Genomic DNA, 20,969 nt, shown 5'->3' on the forward strand with positions numbered 1-20,969 from the left:
TTGGCATGGCGAACATGTTTGCCCTGATTTTGGTCATTGCGACCCTTGTGACAGGGCTGTTGTGGTGTCTGGATAAGTTCATCTTCGCACCAAAACGTCGTGAGCGTCAGGCCGCTGCTCAGGCAGCGACCGGCGAGCAACTGGACAAGAAAACGCTGAAGAAAGTGGGCCCGAAACCGGGCTGGCTGGAAACTGGCGCCTCGGTCTTCCCGGTGCTGGCGATTGTGCTGATTGTGCGTTCGTTTATCTATGAACCTTTCCAGATCCCGTCAGGTTCGATGATGCCGACCCTGCTGATTGGCGATTTCATCCTGGTGGAGAAATTCGCTTACGGCATTAAAGATCCGATCTACCAGAAAACGCTGATCGAAACGGGTCATCCAAAGCGCGGCGACATCGTGGTGTTTAAATATCCGGAAGATCCGCGTCTCGACTACATTAAGCGCGCGGTGGGATTACCGGGCGATAAAGTCACCTACGATCCGGTTGCCAAGCAGGTCACTATTCAGCCGGGCTGCAGCTCCGGACAGGCCTGCGGCAACGCGCTGCCGGTGACCTATTCCAATGTTGAGCCGAGCGATTTCGTTCAGACCTTCTCCCGCAGCAACGGCGGCGAAGCGTCCAGCGGTTTCTGGCAGTTGCCGAAGGGCGAAACCAAAGCGGACGGCATTCGTCTGACCGAGCGTCAGGAGACGCTGGGCGACGTCACGCACCGTATTCTGATGGTGCCGATTGCCCAGGATCAGGTTGGGATGTACTACCATCAGTCCGGCCTGCCGCTGGCCACCTGGATTGTACCGCCCGGTCAGTATTTTATGATGGGTGACAACCGGGATAACAGCGCCGACAGCCGCTACTGGGGCTTTGTGCCGGAAGCGAACCTGGTCGGAAAAGCGACCGCTATCTGGATGAGTTTTGAAAAACAGGAAGGTGAATGGCCGACCGGCGTGCGGTTATCGCGCATTGGTGGAATTCATTAATTTCCCCTGTTGAATTCACGTCGCTGCGATAACCGCAGCGACGTGAATTATTTAATATTTAAATCCATTCAAACTAACGACATCACGTGTCGTTGCGTATAGAATATCCCCCCGAAGTTTTTGGTTGTCGCTCTGCCGGGTGACACTGCACACGAAAGCGTATTGGACTGTTTCAACTTGCTGTATGAAGCGTATGCTCAGGTCGGTTTCGTGTGCTGCATCTTTGACGCATTCATTTATTGGTAACGCATGAACCCCATCGTAATTAATCGGCTTCAACGAAAGCTGGGCTACACTTTTCATCATCAGGAGCTGTTGCAACAGGCATTAACTCACCGCAGTGCCAGCAGCAAACATAATGAGCGCCTGGAGTTTTTAGGTGACTCCATTTTAAGTTTTGTGATCGCGAATGCGCTCTATCATCGTTTTCCTCGCGTAGACGAAGGCGATATGAGCCGCATGCGCGCGACGCTGGTGCGTGGCAACACGCTGGCGGAGATCGCTCGCGAGTTTGAACTGGGCGAGTGTCTGCGCCTCGGGCCGGGCGAACTGAAAAGCGGCGGTTTCCGTCGCGAATCCATTCTCGCTGACACCGTTGAAGCGTTAATTGGCGGGGTTTTCCTCGACAGCGATATTCAGAACGTTGAACGCTTAATCCTCTCCTGGTACCAGACCCGTCTGGACGAAATCAGTCCGGGCGATAAGCAAAAGGATCCGAAGACGCGTCTGCAGGAGTATCTGCAGGGACGTCATCTGCCGCTGCCGTCCTACCTGGTGGTCCAGGTGCGTGGCGAAGCGCACGATCAGGAATTTACTATCCACTGCCAGGTCAGTGGCCTGAGTGAACCGGTGGTTGGCACAGGTTCCAGCCGTCGCAAGGCGGAGCAGGCTGCCGCCGAACAGGCGCTGAAAAAACTGGAGCTGGAATGAGCGAAGAAAAAAGTTATTGCGGATTTGTCGCCATCGTTGGTCGTCCAAACGTTGGCAAATCCACGCTGTTGAATAAGCTGCTTGGGCAGAAGATTTCGATCACTTCCCGAAAAGCGCAAACGACGCGTCACCGCATCGTCGGTATCCATACCGAAGGGCCGTATCAGGCGATTTACGTCGATACCCCGGGCCTGCATATGGAAGAGAAGCGTGCCATTAACCGCTTAATGAACAAAGCGGCCAGCAGCTCAATTGGCGATGTTGAACTGGTCATTTTCGTGGTGGAAGGCACTCGCTGGACGCAAGACGACGAGATGGTGCTCAACAAGCTGCGTGACGCGAAAGCGCCAGTGATCCTCGCGGTCAATAAGGTGGATAACGTGCAGGACAAAGCGGAGCTATTGCCGCACCTGCAGTTCCTCGCCAGCCAGATGAACTTCCTCGACATTGTGCCGATCTCTGCGGAAACCGGCACCAACGTCGATACTATCGCGGCGATCGTGCGTAAGCATCTGCCGGAAGCGATCCATCACTTCCCGGAAGATTATATTACCGATCGTTCCCAGCGCTTTATGGCCTCCGAGATCATCCGTGAAAAACTGATGCGTTTTCTCGGTGCTGAGCTGCCGTACTCCGTCACTGTGGAAATCGAACGTTTCGTAACCAATGAGCGCGGCGGCTACGATATCAACGGCCTGATCCTCGTCGAGCGCGAAGGGCAGAAGAAGATGGTGATTGGCAATAAAGGCGCCAAAATTAAAACCATCGGTATCGAAGCGCGTAAGGACATGCAGGACATGTTTGAAGCGCCGGTACACCTCGAGCTGTGGGTCAAAGTGAAATCCGGCTGGGCCGATGACGAGCGCGCCCTGCGCAGTCTCGGTTACGTTGACGACCTCTGAGTTAACGCAACGTGGATGGATGGCAGCGCGCCTTTGTCCTGCATAGCCGACCGTGGAGCGAAACCAGCCTGATGCTGGACGTCTTCACGGAAGAATCGGGTCGTGTGCGCCTGGTGGCCAAAGGCGCACGCTCCAAACGCTCTAATCTCAAAGGCGCTTTACAGCCCTTTACCCCCTTACTGGTTCGCTTCGGCGGCCGCGGCGAAGTCAAAACCCTGCGCAGCGCGGAAGCCGTCTCGCTGGCGCTGCCGCTCAGTGGTATCACGCTCTACAGCGGTCTCTATGTGAACGAGCTTATCTCCCGCGTGCTGGAGCACGAAACACGCTTCTCCGAACTCTTTTTTGACTATCTGCACTGCATTCAGGCGCTTGCCGGAACCAGCGGCTCGCCGGAGCCCGCGTTGCGGCGTTTTGAGCTGGCGCTGCTCGGGCACCTGGGCTATGGCGTGGATTTTCTTCACTGCGCGGGCAGCGGTGAGCCGGTGGATGACACCATGACCTATCGCTATCGCGAAGAAAAGGGCTTTATTGCCAGCCTGGTGATTGATAACAACACGTTTACCGGGCACCATTTGAAAGCGTTGGCGAGTCGCGAATTTCCAGATGTTGATACGCTGCGCGCCGCGAAGCGCTTTACCCGTATCGCCCTGAAGCCCTATCTTGGCGGCAAACCGCTTAAGAGTCGGGAATTGTTTCGCCAGTTTATGCCCTCGCGAAAGGCGCGGGCGGATAATACGAATAATGATTAACGAGGATTGTCATGGCTGAATTACTGTTAGGGGTCAATATTGACCATATCGCGACCTTGCGTAACGCGCGCGGCACCGCCTATCCGGATCCGGTTCAGGCAGCGTTCATTGCCGAGCAGGCCGGCGCTGACGGCATCACCGTGCATCTGCGCGAAGACCGTCGCCATATTACCGATCGCGATGTGCGTATCCTGCGCGAGACGCTGCACACCCGGATGAATCTTGAAATGGCGGTCACCGAAGAGATGCTGACGATCGCCTGCGAAACCAAACCACACTTCTGCTGCCTGGTGCCGGAGAAACGTCAGGAAGTCACTACCGAAGGCGGACTGGACGTGGCCGGGCAGCGCGACAAGATGCGCGATGCCTGCCAACGTCTGGCGGATGCCGGTATCCTGGTCTCTCTGTTTATCGATGCGGATAACGAGCAGATCAAAGCGGCGGCAGACGTTGGCGCGCCCTATATCGAAATTCACACCGGCTGCTATGCCGATGCCAAAACCGATGCTGAGCAGGCGAAGGAGCTGGAACGTATTGCCAAAGCGGCCACCTATGCCGCCAGCCTTGGCCTGAAGGTGAATGCCGGCCACGGTCTGACCTATCACAACGTGAAAGCGATTGCCGCGCTGCCGGAAATGCATGAGCTGAATATCGGCCATGCGATTATCGGTCGCGCAGTGATGAGTGGCCTGAAAGAGGCTGTCGCGGAAATGAAGCGTCTGATGCTGGAAGCGCGCGGCTAATGGCCATTCTCGGGCTGGGTACCGACATCGTCGAGATCGCCCGCATCGAAGCGGTGATCGCCCGCAGCGGCGATCGCCTTGCCCGCCGGGTGCTGAGCGACCATGAATGGAGCATCTGGGAGCAGCACCAGCAGCCGGTGCGTTTCCTGGCGAAACGCTTTGCGGTCAAGGAAGCGGCGGCGAAAGCGCTGGGAACCGGGATCCGTAACGGACTGGCGTTTAATCAGTTCGAGGTATACAACGACGAGCTGGGCAAGCCGAAGCTGCGACTATGGGGCGAAGCAAAGCTTTTGGCGGAACGAATGGGGGTAAGCGCTATTCACGTTACTCTCGCCGATGAACGCCACTACGCCTGCGCCACGGTGATTGTCGAAAGCTAGCCAGGATGGCGGTTAAATTTTATCCGCGTGGTGCATTAGCACGAATTTATCCCACAGCTGTTCTTCACTCTCGACGTGTGCCGGATCTTTCAGGATCGTATTCGGGATCGGGCACACTTTCTGGCAGGTTGGCGTGTCGTAATGACCCACACACTCGGTGCAGCGGTCGCTGTTAATTTCATAAATGCTATCACCCATCGAAATGGCCTCATTCGGGCACTCCGGTTCGCACATATCGCAGTTGATGCATTTTTTGGTAATTAACAGCGCCATCAGGAAAGTCTCAGAAACAACACAAACAGGGCGGGCATTATACGCCCATTTTCTGCTCAGACCAGCTTTTTCACCAGCGCTTCGCTATGGCGAATGCGCTCCGGCGCCCGCTCCAGATCCTGCTGCACCAGCCCCATAAACAGCAGGTCGGTGAGCATCATTTGCGCGCTGGTGGAGGAGATGGCCGCGCTGCGCGTCGCCTGCTCTTCGGCAATGGTATACAGGCAGTGGGTTGCCTGCTGCTGCAGGGCGTTAGGGCTAAAGCCGGTGATCGCCAGGATCTTGCAGCCCACGCGCAGCGCTTCACCTGCCGCCATATTGATCTCCCGGCGCTCGCCGGAGTAAGAGATCGCCAGCAGCAGATCGTCGCTGGACATGGCCTGCACTGTCGCCAGCAGGGCGTGCATATCCTGCTCAGAAACCGCGTTGATGCCGATCTTCATCAGCTTCCAGCTAAAGTTACGCGCCACCAGACCGGACGCGCCGATGCCGGTGACGATCACCCGCCGGGCGTTGCGCAGCAGCGTGACGGCTTCCCGCAGCGTCTCTTCAGTATTGACGTCCAGCGAGGCATGCATGGCGGCGACATTGTCTTTAATGAGTTTCTCGCCGACCAGACGCAGCGGGTCGTCACCGCGAATGTGGTTATGTACCGGAACCGAGTGCGGATCCGGGCTGCTGGCCAGCGCTTCACTCAGCGCCAGCTTCAGCGCCGGAAAGCCTTTGAACCCCAGTTTCTGGGCAAATTTAACCACGCTGGACTGACTCACACCGGCTTCCGCCGCCAGCTGCTGCGAGCTGAGGTGCCGGGTCTCATCGGGCTGGCTCAGAATATAATCGGCCAACTTTTTGTCGCTCGCCGCCAGGGTGGGATAGCGCTGACGAATACGCGTTAAACAGTTCATTGGAGCTCCGCTGGAGCCGTCCGGCTCGTGACTGACTGAATTTTTATTCGATTATAAGGGGTATACCACGAATTAAAAATTCTTGAGCCACAATTTTTCCTTCGCCTGCTAATTTAATTGTTCCTTAACGGCAGGGGATGTTTTCCCTCTTCGCGGCGTAAGGCTGTTAAGCTTAACCTAACGAGAAGCGAGTCCTGACATAAGGAGGCAGTTTGCAGCACAATGAACGGAAAGTGGTGTTTTTCGATCTGGACGGAACCTTGCATCAGCAGGATATGTTCGGCAGTTTCCTGCGCTACCTGCTGCGTAATCTGCCGCTAAACCTGCTGCTGGTGGTGGCGATGGGGCCGGCGATCCTTGCCGGGCTGGCGGTGTGTGGGCGGGCGGCGCGCTGGCCAATGAGCCTCCTGCTGTGGGCGTCAACCTTTGGCCGTCGCGAGGCGGTACTGAAGCGGCTGGAAGCGGAGTTTGTCGGCTGGTTTCGCCATCATGTGACGGCGTTTCCGGTGGTTCATGCGCGGCTCACGGCCTACCTGACCAGTACCGATGCCGACGTCTGGTTGATCACCGGCTCGCCGCAGTCGCTGGTGGAGCAGGTCTATCGCGATACTCTCTGGCTGCCGCGGGTGAATCTGATAGCCAGCCGCACCGCGCGCCGCTGGGGCGGCTGGGTATTGACCCTGCGCTGCCTGGGGCATGAAAAAGTGGTGCAGCTGGAGAAAAAGATTGGCGCGCCGCTGCGGCTGTACAGCGGCTATAGCGACAGCGAGCAGGACAACCCGTTGCTCGGCTTTTGCCAGCATCGCTGGCGGGTAACGCCTCAGGGAGAGCTCCAGCAGCTGGAGTAATAGTGTGTAATTGATAGCGCCCATGTATAATGCGCCCCGCTTTTTCTGCTGGAGTGGCCGCTGTGTCTGACCTCGAACTCAATGATGAATACTGGATGCGTCATGCCCTGACGCTGGCAAAGCGCGCCTGGGAAGAGGGCGAGGTGCCGGTGGGCGCGGTGCTGGTGTATAACAACCAGGTCATCGGCGAGGGCTGGAACCGGCCGATCGGCCGTCACGACCCCACCGCTCACGCGGAAATTATGGCTTTACGCCAGGGCGGGCTGGTGCTGCAAAACTATCGCCTGATCGACGCCACGCTGTACGTGACCCTGGAGCCTTGCGTCATGTGTGCTGGTGCCATGGTGCACAGCCGTATCGCCCGCCTGGTTTTTGGCGCCAGGGATGCCAAGACCGGCGCCGCTGGCTCGCTAATAGATGTCCTGCACCATCCGGGAATGAATCATCGGGTTGAAATAAGCGAAGGCGTGCTGGCGGAGTCCTGCTCTACCATGCTGAGCGACTTCTTTCGCTGGCGGCGGGAAGAGAAAAAAGCGCTGAAGAAAGCCCGGGAGCAGACCGAAGAAGGTTAATACAGGTGGCCGGGGAGTTTTAACCGGGCATTATCCATCTGCTTATCGGCGCGAAACTTGAAAAAGGGCAGGGTGGTCTCCTGCGGCTGTTCGAGTTCATTCGGGAGCACGGCCGGGTAATCCTCCGCCAGGGCCAGCGTTTGCTGTTGCTGGCGCTCCTTCTCTGACAAATAGCCGACAAGGCTTATCTGATATTTGCGGATGTTTTCCACATAGGCGTAGGCCTCATGGCCGCGCGCGTAGCCGTATTTAAGTTTGCTGTAATAGGGCTTCTGGCTCAACAGGGGTAAACGCAGCTTAACGTCTGCCCAGCTGTTGGGATTGCCTTTTTGTTTGCGGGTGAGCGCCATGGCGTCCAGCATATGGGCATAGCCCATATTGTAAGCAGCCAGCGCAAACCAGATGCGTTCGTCTTTCGGAATCGAATCCGGCACTTTATCCATCATATCCTGCAGATAGCGCATGCCGCCGTCGATACTCTGCGCCGCATCGGTCCGGTCAGTCAGTCCCAGACTTTGCGCGGTGTTGCGCGTCAGCATCATCATGCCGCGCACGCCGGTGGGGGAAGTGGCCTGCGGATCCCAGTGGGATTCCTGCCAGGCGATCGCGGCCAGCAGGCGCCAGTCAATCTCGCGGGCGTACTTTTCAAATAGCGGCTGCACGTCCGGGAGAATATTTTCCACTGCACGGAGGAAGGTGCGGGTGTCGACATAATCGAAGTCGTTGCCGTGGCCGAGGTATTTCTCCTCCAGGCGCGCCAGCGTCCCGTCTTCATTAATGTTATTGAAGAAATCAAGCATTGCGGCCGACAGCGAATTATCTTCGCCCCGGGCGCTAAACCAGGTGACCGGCTGTTCGTCGGTGATATCCAGGGCCACCGCCAGCTCCGGATGGACGCGCTGAAACAGGCTGACGGCCACCGAATCGGCGACGGTGTAATCGAGTTTGCCGTCAATCACCGCCTGCATCAGCGCCGTGGTACCGCGCTTCTCGTCCACGCGCCAGGCAAGATCCGGATATTTCTCCGCTTTTAAGGCCTGCAGGTCATTGATCGCCACGTGGCCCGGAGCGATAGTGAGTTGCTCGGCGGTTAGCGACGCGAGAGTGCGCGGCCGGATATTACCGACACGATAGACCAGCTGTTGGGAAACAGAATAGTAGGTGGGGCCAGCCTGGTAGTTTTTCACCCGCTCCTGGTTATAAACCAGACCGGCAGCCAGCATATCGGCCTGACCGTCGTCGAGGTCGTCAAACAGCTGGCTGATATTCTGCCGGACGGTTATCTTAAGCGTCACGCCCAGATAGTCAGCAAACTGCTTCGCCAGTTCATAATCCAGACCGAACGTTTTATCGTTCATGGTGGCGAAGGTCATCGGCGAGTTGATGGTGCTGATGCGCAGCTCGCCGCGAGCGATAATACCCGCCACCCGGTTCTCGGGTTTACTGGACCAGGGGATTGACGGCCACAGGGCCGCCGCCAGCAAAAGGGTGACAATGCCGATCAGCAGATAATTAATCTTTAATTTTTTCAGAGCGTTAATCTTCTGCAGCTTCAGGTTCCTCAGCAGGCGATGTCCGGAAAAAACGCAAGGTTGTCGTCGAATGTGCGGCATTCTGCTTAAGAATGCGCCAGTTGGCAACTTATTCGCGATGGTCGTCACATTTATTGATAAACAGCATCAATGATTTTATTTCTACGCAAACGGTTTCGTCGGGGCGCAGGATTCACTATAATGACGCCCGTTTCCCCCCCTGGCTCACCCTGAAAGCTTCGAAGACGAGAGACTTATGATGGAAATTTTGCGTGGTTCACCTGCACTGTCGGCATTCCGTATCAATAAACTGCTGGCACGATTTCAGGCGGCCAACCTTCCGGTAAGCGCCATATATGCCGAGTATATTCATTTTGCCGATCTGAACGCCCCGCTGAGCGCTGACGATCGCGAGCGCCTGGCGCGACTGCTTCAGTATGGCCCGAGCTTAAGCAGCCATACCCCGACCGGTAAATTACTGCTCGTGACCCCTCGCCCTGGCACCATCTCTCCCTGGTCTTCTAAAGCTACCGATATCGCTCACAACTGCGGTCTGACTCAGGTCGTGCGCCTGGAGCGCGGCGTGGCGTATTACGTTGAAGCCTCAACCCTGACCGAAGCGCAGTGGACTGCCGTGGCGGCGGAACTGCACGACCGCATGATGGAGAGCGTCTTCGACGCCCTGGAAGCGGGCGAGACGCTGTTTGCCCATCATCAGCCGACGCCGGTCACCAGCGTTGACCTGCTGGGCGAAGGCCGTCAGGCGCTGATTGACGCCAACCTCCGTCTGGGGCTGGCGCTGGCAGATGACGAAATTGACTACCTGCAGGATGCGTTTACCCGTCTGGGCCGCAACCCGAACGATATTGAGCTGTATATGTTCGCCCAGGCGAACTCTGAGCATTGCCGCCACAAGATTTTCAACGCCGACTGGATCATCGACGGCGAACAGCAGCCGAAGTCGCTGTTCAAAATGATCAAAAACACCTTCGAAAAAACGCCGGACTACGTCCTGTCGGCCTATAAAGACAATGCCGCGGTGATGGAAGGGTCTGAAGTGGGGCGCTATTTTGCCGACCACCAGACCGGGCGCTACGACTTCCATCAGGAGCCGGCGCACATTCTGATGAAAGTGGAAACCCATAACCACCCGACGGCCATCTCTCCATGGCCGGGCGCGGCAACCGGCTCCGGCGGCGAAATCCGTGATGAAGGCGCCACCGGCCGCGGCGCGAAGCCGAAAGCGGGCCTGGTGGGCTTCTCGGTTTCCAACCTGCGTATTCCGGGCTTCGAGCAGCCGTGGGAAGAAGATTTCGGTAAACCGGACCGCATTGTCACGGCCCTGGACATCATGACCGAAGGCCCGCTGGGCGGCGCGGCGTTTAACAACGAGTTTGGTCGTCCGGCGCTGAACGGCTACTTCCGCACCTATGAAGAGAGAGTCACCAGCCACAATGGCGAAGAGTTGCGCGGCTACCACAAACCGATCATGCTGGCCGGCGGTATCGGCAACATCCGCGGCGAGCATGTGCAGAAGGGCGAGATTACCGTCGGGGCGAAGCTGATCGTGCTGGGCGGCCCGGCGATGAACATCGGCCTCGGCGGCGGCGCGGCCTCTTCTATGGCCTCCGGCCAGTCCGATGCCGACCTCGATTTCGCCTCCGTACAGCGTGACAACCCGGAAATGGAACGCCGCTGTCAGGAAGTGATCGACCGCTGCTGGCAGCTGGGCGACGCCAATCCGATCCTCTTTATCCACGACGTTGGCGCGGGCGGTCTCTCCAACGCCATGCCGGAGCTGGTGAGCGACGGCGGCCGCGGCGGTAAATTCCAGCTGCGCGATATTCTCAGCGATGAGCCAGGGATGAGCCCGCTAGAGATCTGGTGTAACGAATCGCAGGAGCGTTATGTTCTGGCGGTCGCCCCGGAGCACCTGCCGCTGTTCGACGAACTGTGTCGCCGCGAACGCGCGCCTTATGCCGTTATCGGCGAAGCTACCGCGGAGCAGCACCTGAGCCTGAGCGACAGCCACTTTAACGATCAGCCGATCGACCTGCCGCTGGACGTTCTGCTCGGCAAAACGCCGAAAATGACCCGCGATGTGCAGACCCTGAAAGCCCAGGGCAGCGCGCTGGATCGCCAACCGATTACCCTTGCTGATGCGGTAAACCGTGTTCTGCACCTGCCGACGGTGGCCGAGAAAACCTTCCTCGTGACCATCGGCGACCGCACCGTGACCGGTATGGTCGCCCGCGACCAGATGGTCGGCCCGTGGCAGATCCCGGTGGCCAACTGCGCGGTGACCACCGCCAGCCTCGACAGCTACTACGGCGAAGCGATGGCGATGGGCGAGCGCGCCCCGGTTGCCCTGCTGGACTTCGCGGCCTCTGGCCGTCTGGCCGTCGGCGAAGCGCTGACCAACATCGCCGCCACGCAGATTGGCGAGCTGAATCGCGTGAAGCTGTCGGCTAACTGGATGGCCGCCGCAGGTCACCCGGGCGAAGACGCTGGCCTGTATGAGGCGGTGAAAGCGGTAGGCGAAGAGCTGTGTCCGGCGCTGGGCCTGACCATTCCGGTCGGTAAAGACTCGATGTCGATGAAAACCCGCTGGCAGGAAGGCAGCGAGCAGCGCGAGATGACCTCCCCGCTGTCGCTGGTGATCTCCGCTTTCGCCCGTGTCGAAGATGTTCGTCATACCGTCACGCCGCAGCTTTCTACAGAAGATAACGCTCTGCTGCTGATCGACCTCGGTAAAGGGCACAACGCGCTGGGCGCGACGGCGCTGGCGCAGGTCTATCGCCAGCTCGGCGACAAGCCGGCTGACGTGCGCGATGTCGCTCAGCTGAAAGGCTTCTGGGACGCGATGCAGGCCCTGGTGGCGCAGCGTAAACTGCTGGCCTACCACGACCGCTCCGACGGCGGCCTGCTGGTGACTCTGGCGGAAATGGCCTTTACCGGCCACTGTGGCCTGGAAGCAGATATCGCCGCGCTGGGCGATGATCGTCTGGCCGCGCTGTTCAATGAAGAGCTGGGGGCGGTGATCCAGGTGCGCGCTGCAGACCGTGAGGCGGTGGAAGCCATTCTGGCGGTTAACGGCCTGGCAGACTGCGTGCATTACCTTGGTAAAGCGGTCGAGGGCGATCGCTTCGTGCTGACCGCCAACGGTCAGACGGTGTTTAGCGAGAGCCGCACTACGCTGCGCATGTGGTGGGCGGAAACCACCTGGCAGATGCAGCGTCTGCGCGACAACCCGGCCTGCGCCGATCAGGAGCACGAGGCGAAAGCCAATGACGCCGATCCGGGCCTCAATGTGAAGCTTTCGTTTGAGATTAATGACGACATTGCGGCGCCGTACATTGCCACCGGCGCGCGTCCGAAAGTGGCCGTCCTGCGCGAGCAGGGGGTGAACTCCCACGTTGAAATGGCGGCAGCCTTCCATCGCGCCGGCTTTGACGCCATCGACGTGCATATGAGCGACCTGCTGGCGGGCCGCACCGGTCTGGGGGATTTCCATGCCCTGGTGGCCTGCGGCGGCTTCTCCTATGGTGACGTGCTGGGCGCGGGTGAAGGCTGGGCGAAGTCGATTCTGTTCAACGAGCGCGTGCGCGATGAGTTCGCGACGTTCTTCCATCGTCCGCAGACGCTGGCGCTCGGCGTGTGCAACGGCTGTCAGATGATGTCCAACCTGCGCGAGCTGATCCCGGGCAGCGACCTGTGGCCGCGCTTTGTGCGTAACCAGTCTGACCGCTTCGAAGCGCGCTTTAGCCTGGTGGAAGTGACGCAAAGCCCATCCCTGCTGCTGGAAGGCATGGTTGGCTCACGGATGCCGATTGCGGTCTCCCACGGCGAAGGTCAGGTGGAAGTGCGCGACAGCGCGCATCTGGCCCAGCTGGAGAGCAAAGGTCTGGTGGCGCTGCGCTTCGTGGATAACTTTGGCAAAGTGACCGAAACCTATCCGGCGAACCCGAACGGTTCCCCGAACGGTATCACCGCGGTGACCAGCGAAAGCGGGCGCGCGACCATCATGATGCCGCACCCGGAACGCGTCTTCCGCACCGTAAGCAACTCCTGGCACCCGGAGAACTGGGGCGAGGACAGCCCGTGGATGCGTATCTTCCGTAACGCGCGTAAACAGCTGGGTTAACCTTCCGGCAGCGCCTCATGTGAATGTATCAGCCCCCTGCTCAGGCAGGGGGCTTTTTTTATCTGTGATGGCCGGCACGCCAGGGTGTCGGGAATTGCCGACAACCCCTATGTTATGGTGTCGTCAATAGGAGACACTTAACATATTGATTTTATTGAGCAGTGGTGCGGCGCCTGTTTAGTGTCGTCAATTAGCGACAATATGAATAAAAAATGTATGGTTCCGGTATGGCAATGATCGTGAGCTAATATCATATATATCAGCGTGTTAATAAAATGTTTTGAAAGGTGGCATAGTTCATGCATAATATTAACCAGTGGCTCATTCACCTTCTTATGTCAGCCCCTTCGGGACGCGCTACATAAACTTCGAATGACGCACAAACAGGTGCCTGCCGTCCAACTCCTGATAACAGCCTGGCTTTATCAGACATCGGGCGAAACGTCGAGTAAGGCACCGCCTCATTCCTGAACAAAGCCAGGCCTTGCGCCTGGCTTTGTTGTTTCTGCGGCGCAGTAACCAGCGGTAGCGCTTTTCTCCGGCGCGCTCCTCAGTTAGCATCGACCAGAGCTAATGATTGAGACAACATCCTTGAAGCGACTCTCTCTTTTTCCCCGTTCGCTGCGTCAACTGGTGACGCTCTCCTTTGTGCTGATCCTGCTGCCGCTGTTGGTGCTGGCGTGGCAGGCCTGGCAGAGCCTGAATGCCCTTAGCGCCCAGGCGGCGCATATTAACCGCACTACGCTGGTCGATGCCCGACGCAGCGAGGCGATGATCAATGCCGCGCTGGAAATGGAGCGCAGCTATCGCCAGTACTGCGTGCTGGACGATCCGACGCTGGCGCGGGTGTATCAGAATCAGCGACAGCGCTACAGCCAGATGCTGGATGCCCATGCCGGCGTGCTACCGGACGAGAAACTCTGGCAGGCGCTGCGTCAGGACGTCAGCGATCTGGCGCAGTTGCAATGTAAAAATAGCGGCCCCGATGCCCAGGCGGCCGCCAGACTGGAAGTTTTCGCCAGCAATAACAGCGATATGGTGCAGGCGACCCGGGCAGTCGTCTATTCCCGCGGCCAGCAGCTGCAGCAGGAGATTGCCGAACGCGGCCAGTTTTTCGGCTGGCAGGCGCTGGTGCTGTTTCTGCTGAGCCTGGCGCTGGTGCTGCTCTTCACCCGCATGATTATCGGTCCGGTGAAAGGCATAGAAAGAATGATCAATCAGCTGGGAGCAGGGAAGTCGCTGGACGACGCCGCATTGTTTACCGGCCCGCGCGAGCTGCGCTCGGTGGGCAAGCGCATCATCTGGCTCAGCGAGCGCCTGGCGTGGCTGGAGTCGCAGCGGCATCAATTTCTTCGTCATCTGTCGCATGAGCTGAAAACCCCGCTGGCCAGTATGCGTGAAGGTACCGAGCTGTTGGCCGACCGGGTCGCCGGGCCACTGACCCCTGAGCAGCAGGAGATCGTCGAGATCCTCGACAGCAGTAGTCGTAACCTGCAAAAGCTGATTGAACAGTTGCTGGACTACAACCGAAAACAGGCCGACGGCCCGGTGGCTCGCGAAGCGGTGGACCTGGTGGACCTGGTGGAAAGTGTCGTGGCGGCGCACAGCCTGCCCGCGCGGGCTAAACTGATGCATACTGAACTGACGCTGCAGGCGCGGCGTTGCCTGGCAGAGCCTGCGTTATTGATAAGCGTAATGGATAATCTCTACTCCAATGCGGTGCACTATGGCGCTGAATCCGGTAACATCCGTATCCACAGCTACCGGCACGGAGAGCAGGTGCGTATTGATGTCGCCAACAGCGGCGAACCGATCCCGGCCGCGGAAAAGAATATGATTTTCGAGCCTTTTTACCAGGGGAGTCACCAGCGTAAAGGGGCCGTTAAGGGCAGTGGGCTGGGGTTGAGTATCGCCCGCGACTGCGTCCGGCAGATGCAAGGGGAGCTCAGCTTAGTTGACGCGCCCGCCGGGCAGGTCTGTTTTCGCATTACGCTTCCCTCAGCGCCGGAATAATCCAACTTATGAATCGATATCGGGGAACTATGTCCCAATTCCTGGCCTGGCGCCGTTCCCTTCGCGGATGGCTGCTTTCAGGCATTGCTTGTCTGACGCTGGCGGGGTGTTCCGCCGGCTTTTCACCGCATACTGCGGAAGGTACCGCCGCCTCCGGGCAGGCGCAGCATCAGGTGGCCGATTTTGTCGCGGTCGACTGCGCGGACATCTGGGCGCACAGCAGCGATGCCAGCGACAAAAATCCCCTCTACTGGCTGCGGGGTATTGACTGTGCCGATCGCCTCGCTCCGGCGCAGGCGCGGGCGGAGGCGAAACGCCATACCGACGACAGCTGGCAGGACGCGTTCCGTCGCGGCATCCTGCTTGCTGATGCCAAAATTACTCCCGACGAGCGTCGCGACCTGGTGGCGCGTCTCGATACCTTCAGCCCGCAAATCGCCGTTCAGGTTCGCCCGCTGTATCAGCTCTGGCGCGATGGTCAGACCCGTCAGCTGCAGCTGGTGGAAGAGCGTGCCCGTTACGCGAAGCTTCAGCAGTCCAGCGATAGCGAACTGGAGATGCTGCGTCAGCAGGAACAGGCGCTGCGCGAACAGCTGGAGCTGACCACCCGTAAGCTGGAGAACCTGACGGATATCGAACGCCAGCTCTCCAGCCGTAAGCCGGGCGGCAACTTCGGCAGCGAAAAGGTGCCGGAGGTGATCCATGACGATCCGTAAACCGGCGCGTTTGCTGCTGGTAGATGACGATCCGGGGCTGCTGAAGCTGCTGGGCATGCGCCTGGTCAGCGAAGGCTATAGCGTGGTCACCGCCGAGAGCGGGCCGGAAGCGCTGCGCGTGCTGGGGCGTGAGAAAGTGGATCTGGTGATTAGCGATCTGCGGATGGATGAAATGGATGGCCTGCAGTTGTTCAGCGAGATCCAGAAGGGGCTGCCCGGCATGCCGGTGATTATTCTCACCGCCCATGGTTCGATTCCCGACGCCGTGGCCGCGACCCAGCAGGGGGTGTTCAGCTTCCTGACCAAGCCGGTCGATAAAGATGCTTTGTATAAAGCCATTGATGAGGCGCTGGAGCAGCGCTCGCCGGCCACCGACGAAGCGTGGCGCCAGGCGATTGTCACCCGCAGCCCGCTGATGCTGCGCCTGCTCGAGCAGGCCGGGATGGTGGCGCAATCGGATGTCAGCGTGCTGATTAACGGCCAGAGTGGGACCGGGAAGGAGATCGTCGCCCAGGCGATCCATAACGCCAGCCCGCGTCATGATAAACCGTTCGTGGCGATCAACTGCGGCGCGCTGCCGGAACAGCTGCTCGAATCCGAACTGTTTGGCCATGCGCGGGGCGCCTTTACCGGCGCGGTCAGTAACCGTGAAGGATTATTCCAGGCCGCTGAAGGCGGTACGCTGTTTCTCGACGAGATCGGTGATATGCCGGTTGCGCTGCAGGTGAAGCTGCTGCGCGTCCTGCAGGAGCGTAAGGTGCGTCCGCTGGGCAGCAACCGCGATATCGAGATCAACGTGCGGATCATCTCCGCGACCCACCGCGACCTGCCGAAGGCGATGGCCCGCGGCGAGTTTCGTGAAGATCTGTTTTACCGACTCAACGTGGTGAATCTGAAGATCCCACCGCTTTCCGAACGGGCTGAGGATATCCCGCTGCTGGCTAATCATTTGCTGCGCCAGTCCGCCGATCGCCATAAGCCGTTTGTCCGGGCGTTTTCCAGCGATGCGATGAAGCGGCTGATGGCCGCCAAGTGGCCGGGTAACGTGCGCCAGCTGGTGAACGTGATTGAGCAGTGTGTGGCCCTGACCTCGTCGCCGGTGATTGGCGACGCGCTGGTGGAGCAGGCGCTGGAAGGAGAGAATACCGCGCTGCCGACCTTCGTGGAGGCGCGCAATCAGTTTGAGCTGAACTACCTGCGCAAGCTGCTGCAAATTACTAAAGGCAATGTCACCCACGCCGCGCGGATGGCAGGGCGCAACCGCACCGAATTCTATAAACTGCTGTCGCGCCATGAGCTCGACGCCAACGACTTTAAAGAGTAGCTCCGCAGCATAGCGCAAGTTATGATACGGTAAGCAACCGGTTACGCGACTAAGACAGGAACACCATGAAAAAGATTGATGCGATTATTAAACCTTTCAAACTGGATGACGTGCGTGAAGCGCTGGCCGAAGTCGGCATCACCGGGATGACGGTGACGGAAGTGAAGGGCTTTGGCCGCCAGAAAGGTCATACCGAGCTGTACCGCGGCGCGGAGTACATGGTGGATTTTCTGCCAAAAGTAAAAATTGAAATCGTGGTGACCGACGATATCGTCGATACCTGTGTGGATACCATCATCCGTACGGCGCAGACCGGCAAGATTGGCGACGGCAAGATCTTTGTCTTCGACGTCGCGCGGGTCATTCGTATCCGTACTGGTGAAGAAGACGACGCGGCGATTTAATCCTCGCTGCTCGCTGCAGTATTGCCGGGTGACGCTGCGCTTACCCGGCCTCCAAATCCCCGCGTCGTCGGGGCTTACAGGACCTTATGCGGGCCGAAACATTCGTAATGAATGTTGTCTTTATTAACCCCTAATTCTACCAGCTGCTTCGCTGCAAACTGCATAAACGCTACCGGGCCGCAGAGATAGAACTGCATCTGCGGGGCGCGAATATTGTCCGCCACTGCCGCTAAATCCATCAAACCTTCGCTATCAAAACGTCCAGTCTGACGGTCGGCTTCGCTCGGGTTGCGATACCACACGTGCGAGGTAAACGCCGGCAGCGCCGCGCCAAGCGCACTCACTTCATCGGCAAAGGCGTGAACGTCGCCATTTTCCGCCGCATGGAACCAGTTCACCTGACCCTGATGACCGCTCTTCGCCAGCGCATCCAGCATCGCCAGCATTGGCGTTTGCCCGACGCCCCCGGAGAGCAGGGTGACCGGCGTCTGTGGTTCAACGTTAAGGAAGAAGTCTCCCGCCGGGGCGGCTAAATAGACCACATCGCCTTCGCTGGCATGGTTATGCAGCCAGCTGGAAACCTGACCGCCGTCCTCACGTTTTACCGCGATGCGGTAGCCTTTGCCGTCTGCTTTGCGGGTTAAAGAGTATTGACGAATTTCCTGATAGTCGAAGCCTTCCGGTTTCAGCCAGATGGCCAGGTACTGCCCCGGCTGGTAATCGGCGACCGGCTGACCGTCGACTGGAGCCAACTCAAAGCTGGTGATAAGCTGGCTGCGCGGGGTTTTCTTCACGATGCGGAACGCGCGGGTCCCTTCCCAGCCGCCGGTTTTACTGGCGTTTTGCTGATAGATCTCGGCTTCACGGCCGATAAAGACGTTCGCCAGCACGCCGTAAGCTTTTCCCCAGGCATCAAGCACTTCCTGACCCGGGCTGAACATTTCATCGAGGGTCGCCAGCAGATGGCTGCCAACGATGTTGTACTGCTCCGGTTTGATCTGGAAGCTGGTGTGTTTCTGGGCGATTTTTTCCACCGCCGGCAGCAGGGCGGGCAGGTTATCGATATTGCTGGCGTAGGCGGCAATGGCATTGAATAACGCTTCGCGCTGATCGCCGTTGCGCTGGTTGCTCATGTTGAAAATCTCTTTGAGCTCCGGATTATGCGCGAACATACGATCGTAGAAATGGGCGGTGAGCTTTGGGCCGGTCTCTACCAGCAGGGGGATGGTGGCTTTGACCGTGGCGATGGTTTGAGCGTCGAGCATAGCGTGCTTCCTTGTGTGTTATCTTATTAATGCATTTTAAATGCATCTTATAGAAATAACCCTGCTATGTAAATGGTTCTTTAACACTTAACCCCGATGCCGTTACAACATGAAGAATTTGCATCACAAACCTGAAAAGAAATCCGTTGATAATGAGAGAGACGTTATTGCTCAAAGCCTTGTGTCATGCGGAGCCAATCGTTTGCGTAAAATCCTTTGTCAAGACCTGTTATCACAGAATGATTAGGTTATACTGTGGGCCGTTGTCCAATCGGACCGCCTTTTTAGGCCGAAATTTTATTGTTAGCTGAGTCAGGAGATGCGGATGTTAAAGCGTGAAATGAACATTGCCGATTATGATGCCGAACTGTGGCAGGCTATGGAGCAGGAAAAAGTACGTCAGGAAGAGCACATCGAACTGATCGCCTCCGAAAACTACACCAGTCCGCGCGTCATGCAGGCGCAGGGCTCTCAGCTGACCAACAAATATGCTGAAGGGTATCCGGGCAAGCGTTACTACGGCGGCTGTGAATATGTCGACGTGGTTGAGCAACTGGCTATCGACCGCGCGAAAGAACTGTTCGGCGCTGACTATGCTAACGTCCAGCCGCACTCCGGCTCTCAGGCTAACTTTGCGGTCTACACCGCGCTGCTGCAGCCGGGCGATACCGTGCTCGGTATGAACCTGGCGCAGGGCGGCCACCTGACTCACGGCTCTCCGGTTAACTTCTCCGGCAAACTGTACAACATCATCCCTTACGGTATTGATGAGTCCGGTAAAATTGACTATGACGACATGGCGAAGCAGGCTCAGGAACACAAACCGAAGATGATCATCGGTGGTTTCTCCGCTTACTCCGGTATCGTTGACTGGGCGAAAATGCGTGAAATCGCTGACAGCATCGGCGCTTACCTGTTTGTCGATATGGCGCACGTGGCAGGCCTGATTGCCGCGGGTGTGTATCCGAACCCGGTTCCGCATGCTCACGTTGTGACCACCACCACCCACAAAACCCTGGCGGGTCCGCGCGGCGGCCTGATTCTGGCGAAAGGCGGTAGCGAAGAGCTGTACAAAAAACTGAACTCTGCCGTGTTCCCAAGCGCGCAGGGCGGCCCGCTGATGCACGTTATCGCGGCCAAAGCGGTGGCGCTGAAAGAAGCGATGGAGCCAGAGTTTAAAGTTTACCAGCAGCAGGTTGCGAAAAACGCCAAAGCAATGGTGGAAGTGTTCCTGAACCGCGGCTACAAAGTGGTTTCTGGCGGTACTGAGAACCACCTGTTCCTGCTGGATCTGGTGGATAAAAACCTGACCGGTAAAGAAGCTGACGCCGCCCTGGGCCGCGCCAACATCACCGTGAACAAAAACAGCGTGCCGAACGATCCGAAGAGCCCGTTCGTGACTTCCGGTATCCGTATCGGTTCTCCGGCTGTGACTCGCCGCGGCTTCAAAGAAGCGGAAGTTAAAGAGCTGGCTGGCTGGATGTGTGACGTGCTGGACAATATCAATGACGAAGCGGTCATTGAACGTGTGAAAGGCAAAGTGCTGGATATCTGCGCACGTTTCCCGGTTTATGCGTAAGCGTTAACGTTGCAATAAAAAAGGCCGCGATTGCGGCCTTTTTTGTGTCTGCCGATTAGCGGCGGTCGAGCGAAATCGCGCCGGGGCCGGTAATCGCCAACAGCAGAAAAGCGCCGGCAATACTGACGTTTTTCCAGAAATTAATCATGTTCGGCAATACCGCATCGCCGGTCATATCCCAGTAATGATGGCCAATCACCGCCGTACCCAGCGTATAAAAAATAAAGATGACCGCCAGCGGGCGGGTGAAAAAGCCCAACACAATTAAGATCGCCGCAGGGACCTCCATTATCACAGCGATAATCGCCGCCAGCGTCGGCATCGGCGCGCCGGAGGCGGCCATGTACTGCACCGTACCGCCAAAGCCTAACAGTTTCGGATAACCAAAAAGGATAAACAGGACCACCACGGCGATGCGGGCGATGAGCAGCAGCAAGGAGCGGGAAGCGCCAAAATCAAAATAGCGGAGTGTGTTCATAATCAGCTCGTTATGAGAGAAGTGTGATCTAAACGTAATACACAAATTTGCCCGCCGCCATGGAGAGAAAATAATAATGTTGCGCTTCGTTTCATCAGGATTTGGCTGCGGGGTTGCTCGCACTTTGATGCCCGGTTATCGGATTTTATTTAATACAACCGGCGATGGGATGGTGCTCGCTCTGTGATGTGTGTCACGATTTAAAGACAAATGTACTCAACTTCCATATAGA

At 57.9% G+C, this 20,969-nt stretch carries 19 protein-coding genes; 14 read left to right on the forward strand and 5 right to left on the reverse strand.

Annotated elements, in window-relative coordinates; all coding sequences use genetic code 11:
• Window positions 1-5 precede the first annotated feature (5 nt).
• From lepB to acpS, 6 genes are all read left to right on the forward strand, one after another.
• On the forward strand, window positions 6-980 hold the full coding sequence (gene lepB / locus SP68_RS06185; protein WP_008803766.1) for a signal peptidase I: 975 nt from the start codon (window positions 6-8) through the stop codon (window positions 978-980).
• A gap of 249 nt (window positions 981-1,229) precedes the next feature.
• Window positions 1,230-1,910 (forward strand): ribonuclease III, encoded by a 681-nt coding sequence (gene rnc, locus SP68_RS06190; RefSeq protein WP_002914065.1) that lies wholly within the window; start codon window positions 1,230-1,232, stop codon window positions 1,908-1,910.
• Window positions 1,907-2,812 carry a GTPase Era gene (gene era / locus SP68_RS06195; protein ID WP_008803768.1) on the forward strand — a complete coding sequence of 302 codons (906 nt, stop codon included), beginning with the start codon at window positions 1,907-1,909 and terminating at the stop codon, window positions 2,810-2,812. Before rnc ends, era begins: the two co-directional genes overlap by 4 nt.
• 11 nt (window positions 2,813-2,823) lie before the next feature.
• Entirely contained in the window at window positions 2,824-3,561 is a 738-nt protein-coding gene (gene recO / locus SP68_RS06200; RefSeq protein ID WP_016161647.1) for a DNA repair protein RecO, read from the forward strand.
• An 11-nt stretch (window positions 3,562-3,572) separates the two neighbouring features.
• Window positions 3,573-4,304, forward strand: coding sequence for a pyridoxine 5'-phosphate synthase (pdxJ, locus tag SP68_RS06205; RefSeq protein ID WP_016161646.1), 732 nt, complete (start codon window positions 3,573-3,575; stop codon window positions 4,302-4,304).
• The gene (gene acpS, locus SP68_RS06210) at window positions 4,304-4,684 is read left to right on the forward strand and encodes a holo-ACP synthase (RefSeq protein WP_015370293.1); all 381 of its coding nucleotides are present in this window, start codon (window positions 4,304-4,306) and stop codon (window positions 4,682-4,684) included. Before pdxJ ends, acpS begins: the two co-directional genes overlap by 1 nt.
• Window positions 4,685-4,696: 12 nt before the next feature.
• Here the strand turns inward: acpS and SP68_RS06215 are convergent, their stop codons facing one another.
• Together SP68_RS06215 and SP68_RS06220 are read right to left on the reverse strand one after the other, a co-directional pair.
• Complete coding sequence (locus tag SP68_RS06215) at window positions 4,697-4,957, reverse strand: YfhL family 4Fe-4S dicluster ferredoxin (protein WP_004144350.1); 261 nt, start codon at window positions 4,955-4,957, stop codon at window positions 4,697-4,699.
• Window positions 4,958-5,013: 56 nt separating this feature from the next.
• Window positions 5,014-5,862 carry a MurR/RpiR family transcriptional regulator gene (locus SP68_RS06220; RefSeq protein ID WP_004144349.1) on the reverse strand — a complete coding sequence of 283 codons (849 nt, stop codon included), beginning with the start codon at window positions 5,860-5,862 and terminating at the stop codon, window positions 5,014-5,016.
• A gap of 236 nt (window positions 5,863-6,098) precedes the next feature.
• Between SP68_RS06220 and yfhb the strand changes: the two genes are divergently transcribed.
• A complete protein-coding gene (yfhb, locus tag SP68_RS06225) occupies window positions 6,099-6,710 on the forward strand; it encodes a phosphatidylglycerophosphatase C (protein ID WP_212734955.1) in 612 nt (203 codons plus the stop codon).
• A 62-nt stretch (window positions 6,711-6,772) separates the two neighbouring features.
• The gene (gene tadA / locus SP68_RS06230; protein WP_040968783.1) at window positions 6,773-7,282 is read left to right on the forward strand and encodes a tRNA adenosine(34) deaminase TadA; all 510 of its coding nucleotides are present in this window, start codon (window positions 6,773-6,775) and stop codon (window positions 7,280-7,282) included.
• Here tadA and mltF read toward each other — a convergent pair.
• Window positions 7,279-8,895: a membrane-bound lytic murein transglycosylase MltF gene (gene mltF, locus SP68_RS06235; protein ID WP_022064867.1), complete on the reverse strand. Its 1,617-nt coding sequence runs from the start codon at window positions 8,893-8,895 to the stop codon at window positions 7,279-7,281. The two genes, tadA and mltF, sit on opposite strands and share 4 nt — an antisense overlap.
• Before the next feature lie 175 nt (window positions 8,896-9,070).
• Here mltF and purL point away from each other — a divergent pair, with 175 nt between their 5' ends.
• From purL to glnB, 5 genes are all read left to right on the forward strand, one after another.
• On the forward strand, window positions 9,071-12,958 hold the full coding sequence (gene purL, locus SP68_RS06240) for a phosphoribosylformylglycinamidine synthase (RefSeq protein ID WP_022064868.1): 3,888 nt from the start codon (window positions 9,071-9,073) through the stop codon (window positions 12,956-12,958).
• Between the two features lie 591 nt (window positions 12,959-13,549).
• Complete coding sequence (locus tag SP68_RS06245; protein ID WP_022064869.1) at window positions 13,550-14,971, forward strand: sensor histidine kinase; 1,422 nt, start codon at window positions 13,550-13,552, stop codon at window positions 14,969-14,971.
• Between the two features lie 29 nt (window positions 14,972-15,000).
• Window positions 15,001-15,687: a two-component system QseEF-associated lipoprotein QseG gene (gene qseG, locus SP68_RS06250; RefSeq protein ID WP_022064870.1), complete on the forward strand. Its 687-nt coding sequence runs from the start codon at window positions 15,001-15,003 to the stop codon at window positions 15,685-15,687.
• A complete protein-coding gene (glrR, locus tag SP68_RS06255; protein WP_008803779.1) occupies window positions 15,674-17,011 on the forward strand; it encodes a two-component system response regulator GlrR in 1,338 nt (445 codons plus the stop codon). Before qseG ends, glrR begins: the two co-directional genes overlap by 14 nt.
• Window positions 17,012-17,076: 65 nt before the next feature.
• A complete protein-coding gene (glnB, locus tag SP68_RS06260) occupies window positions 17,077-17,415 on the forward strand; it encodes a nitrogen regulatory protein P-II (protein ID WP_002914032.1) in 339 nt (112 codons plus the stop codon).
• 74 nt (window positions 17,416-17,489) lie between these two features.
• Here the strand turns inward: glnB and hmpA are convergent, their stop codons facing one another.
• Window positions 17,490-18,680, reverse strand: a complete 1,191-nt coding sequence (gene hmpA / locus SP68_RS06265; protein ID WP_022064871.1) for an NO-inducible flavohemoprotein — start codon at window positions 18,678-18,680, stop codon at window positions 17,490-17,492.
• A 325-nt stretch (window positions 18,681-19,005) separates the two neighbouring features.
• Between hmpA and glyA the strand changes: the two genes are divergently transcribed.
• Window positions 19,006-20,259, forward strand: a complete 1,254-nt coding sequence (gene glyA, locus SP68_RS06270; protein WP_008803781.1) for a serine hydroxymethyltransferase — start codon at window positions 19,006-19,008, stop codon at window positions 20,257-20,259.
• 55 nt (window positions 20,260-20,314) lie between these two features.
• On the opposite strand, the gene SP68_RS06275 is transcribed toward glyA, so the two are convergent.
• Window positions 20,315-20,737 (reverse strand): DoxX family protein, encoded by a 423-nt coding sequence (locus SP68_RS06275; protein WP_012540860.1) that lies wholly within the window; start codon window positions 20,735-20,737, stop codon window positions 20,315-20,317.
• Window positions 20,738-20,969 lie beyond the last annotated feature (232 nt).

The organism is Klebsiella variicola (assembly GCF_000828055.2).
GTDB classification, from domain to species: domain Bacteria; phylum Pseudomonadota; class Gammaproteobacteria; order Enterobacterales; family Enterobacteriaceae; genus Klebsiella; species Klebsiella variicola.

Coding starts and splice junctions, on each gene's coding strand:
- lepB (WP_008803766.1), top strand. CDS start 6: ATGGCGAACATGTTTGCCCTGATTTTGGTCATTGCGACCCTTGTGACA.
- rnc (WP_002914065.1), top strand. CDS start 1,230: ATGAACCCCATCGTAATTAATCGGCTTCAACGAAAGCTGGGCTACACT.
- era (WP_008803768.1), top strand. CDS start 1,907: ATGAGCGAAGAAAAAAGTTATTGCGGATTTGTCGCCATCGTTGGTCGT.
- pdxJ (WP_016161646.1), top strand. CDS start 3,573: ATGGCTGAATTACTGTTAGGGGTCAATATTGACCATATCGCGACCTTG.
- acpS (WP_015370293.1), top strand. CDS start 4,304: ATGGCCATTCTCGGGCTGGGTACCGACATCGTCGAGATCGCCCGCATC.
- SP68_RS06215 (WP_004144350.1), bottom strand. CDS start 4,957: ATGGCGCTGTTAATTACCAAAAAATGCATCAACTGCGATATGTGCGAA.
- SP68_RS06220 (WP_004144349.1), bottom strand. CDS start 5,862: ATGAACTGTTTAACGCGTATTCGTCAGCGCTATCCCACCCTGGCGGCG.
- mltF (WP_022064867.1), bottom strand. CDS start 8,895: ATGCCGCACATTCGACGACAACCTTGCGTTTTTTCCGGACATCGCCTG.
- purL (WP_022064868.1), top strand. CDS start 9,071: ATGATGGAAATTTTGCGTGGTTCACCTGCACTGTCGGCATTCCGTATC.
- qseG (WP_022064870.1), top strand. CDS start 15,001: ATGTCCCAATTCCTGGCCTGGCGCCGTTCCCTTCGCGGATGGCTGCTT.
- glrR (WP_008803779.1), top strand. CDS start 15,674: ATGACGATCCGTAAACCGGCGCGTTTGCTGCTGGTAGATGACGATCCG.
- glnB (WP_002914032.1), top strand. CDS start 17,077: ATGAAAAAGATTGATGCGATTATTAAACCTTTCAAACTGGATGACGTG.
- hmpA (WP_022064871.1), bottom strand. CDS start 18,680: ATGCTCGACGCTCAAACCATCGCCACGGTCAAAGCCACCATCCCCCTG.
- glyA (WP_008803781.1), top strand. CDS start 19,006: ATGTTAAAGCGTGAAATGAACATTGCCGATTATGATGCCGAACTGTGG.
- SP68_RS06275 (WP_012540860.1), bottom strand. CDS start 20,737: ATGAACACACTCCGCTATTTTGATTTTGGCGCTTCCCGCTCCTTGCTG.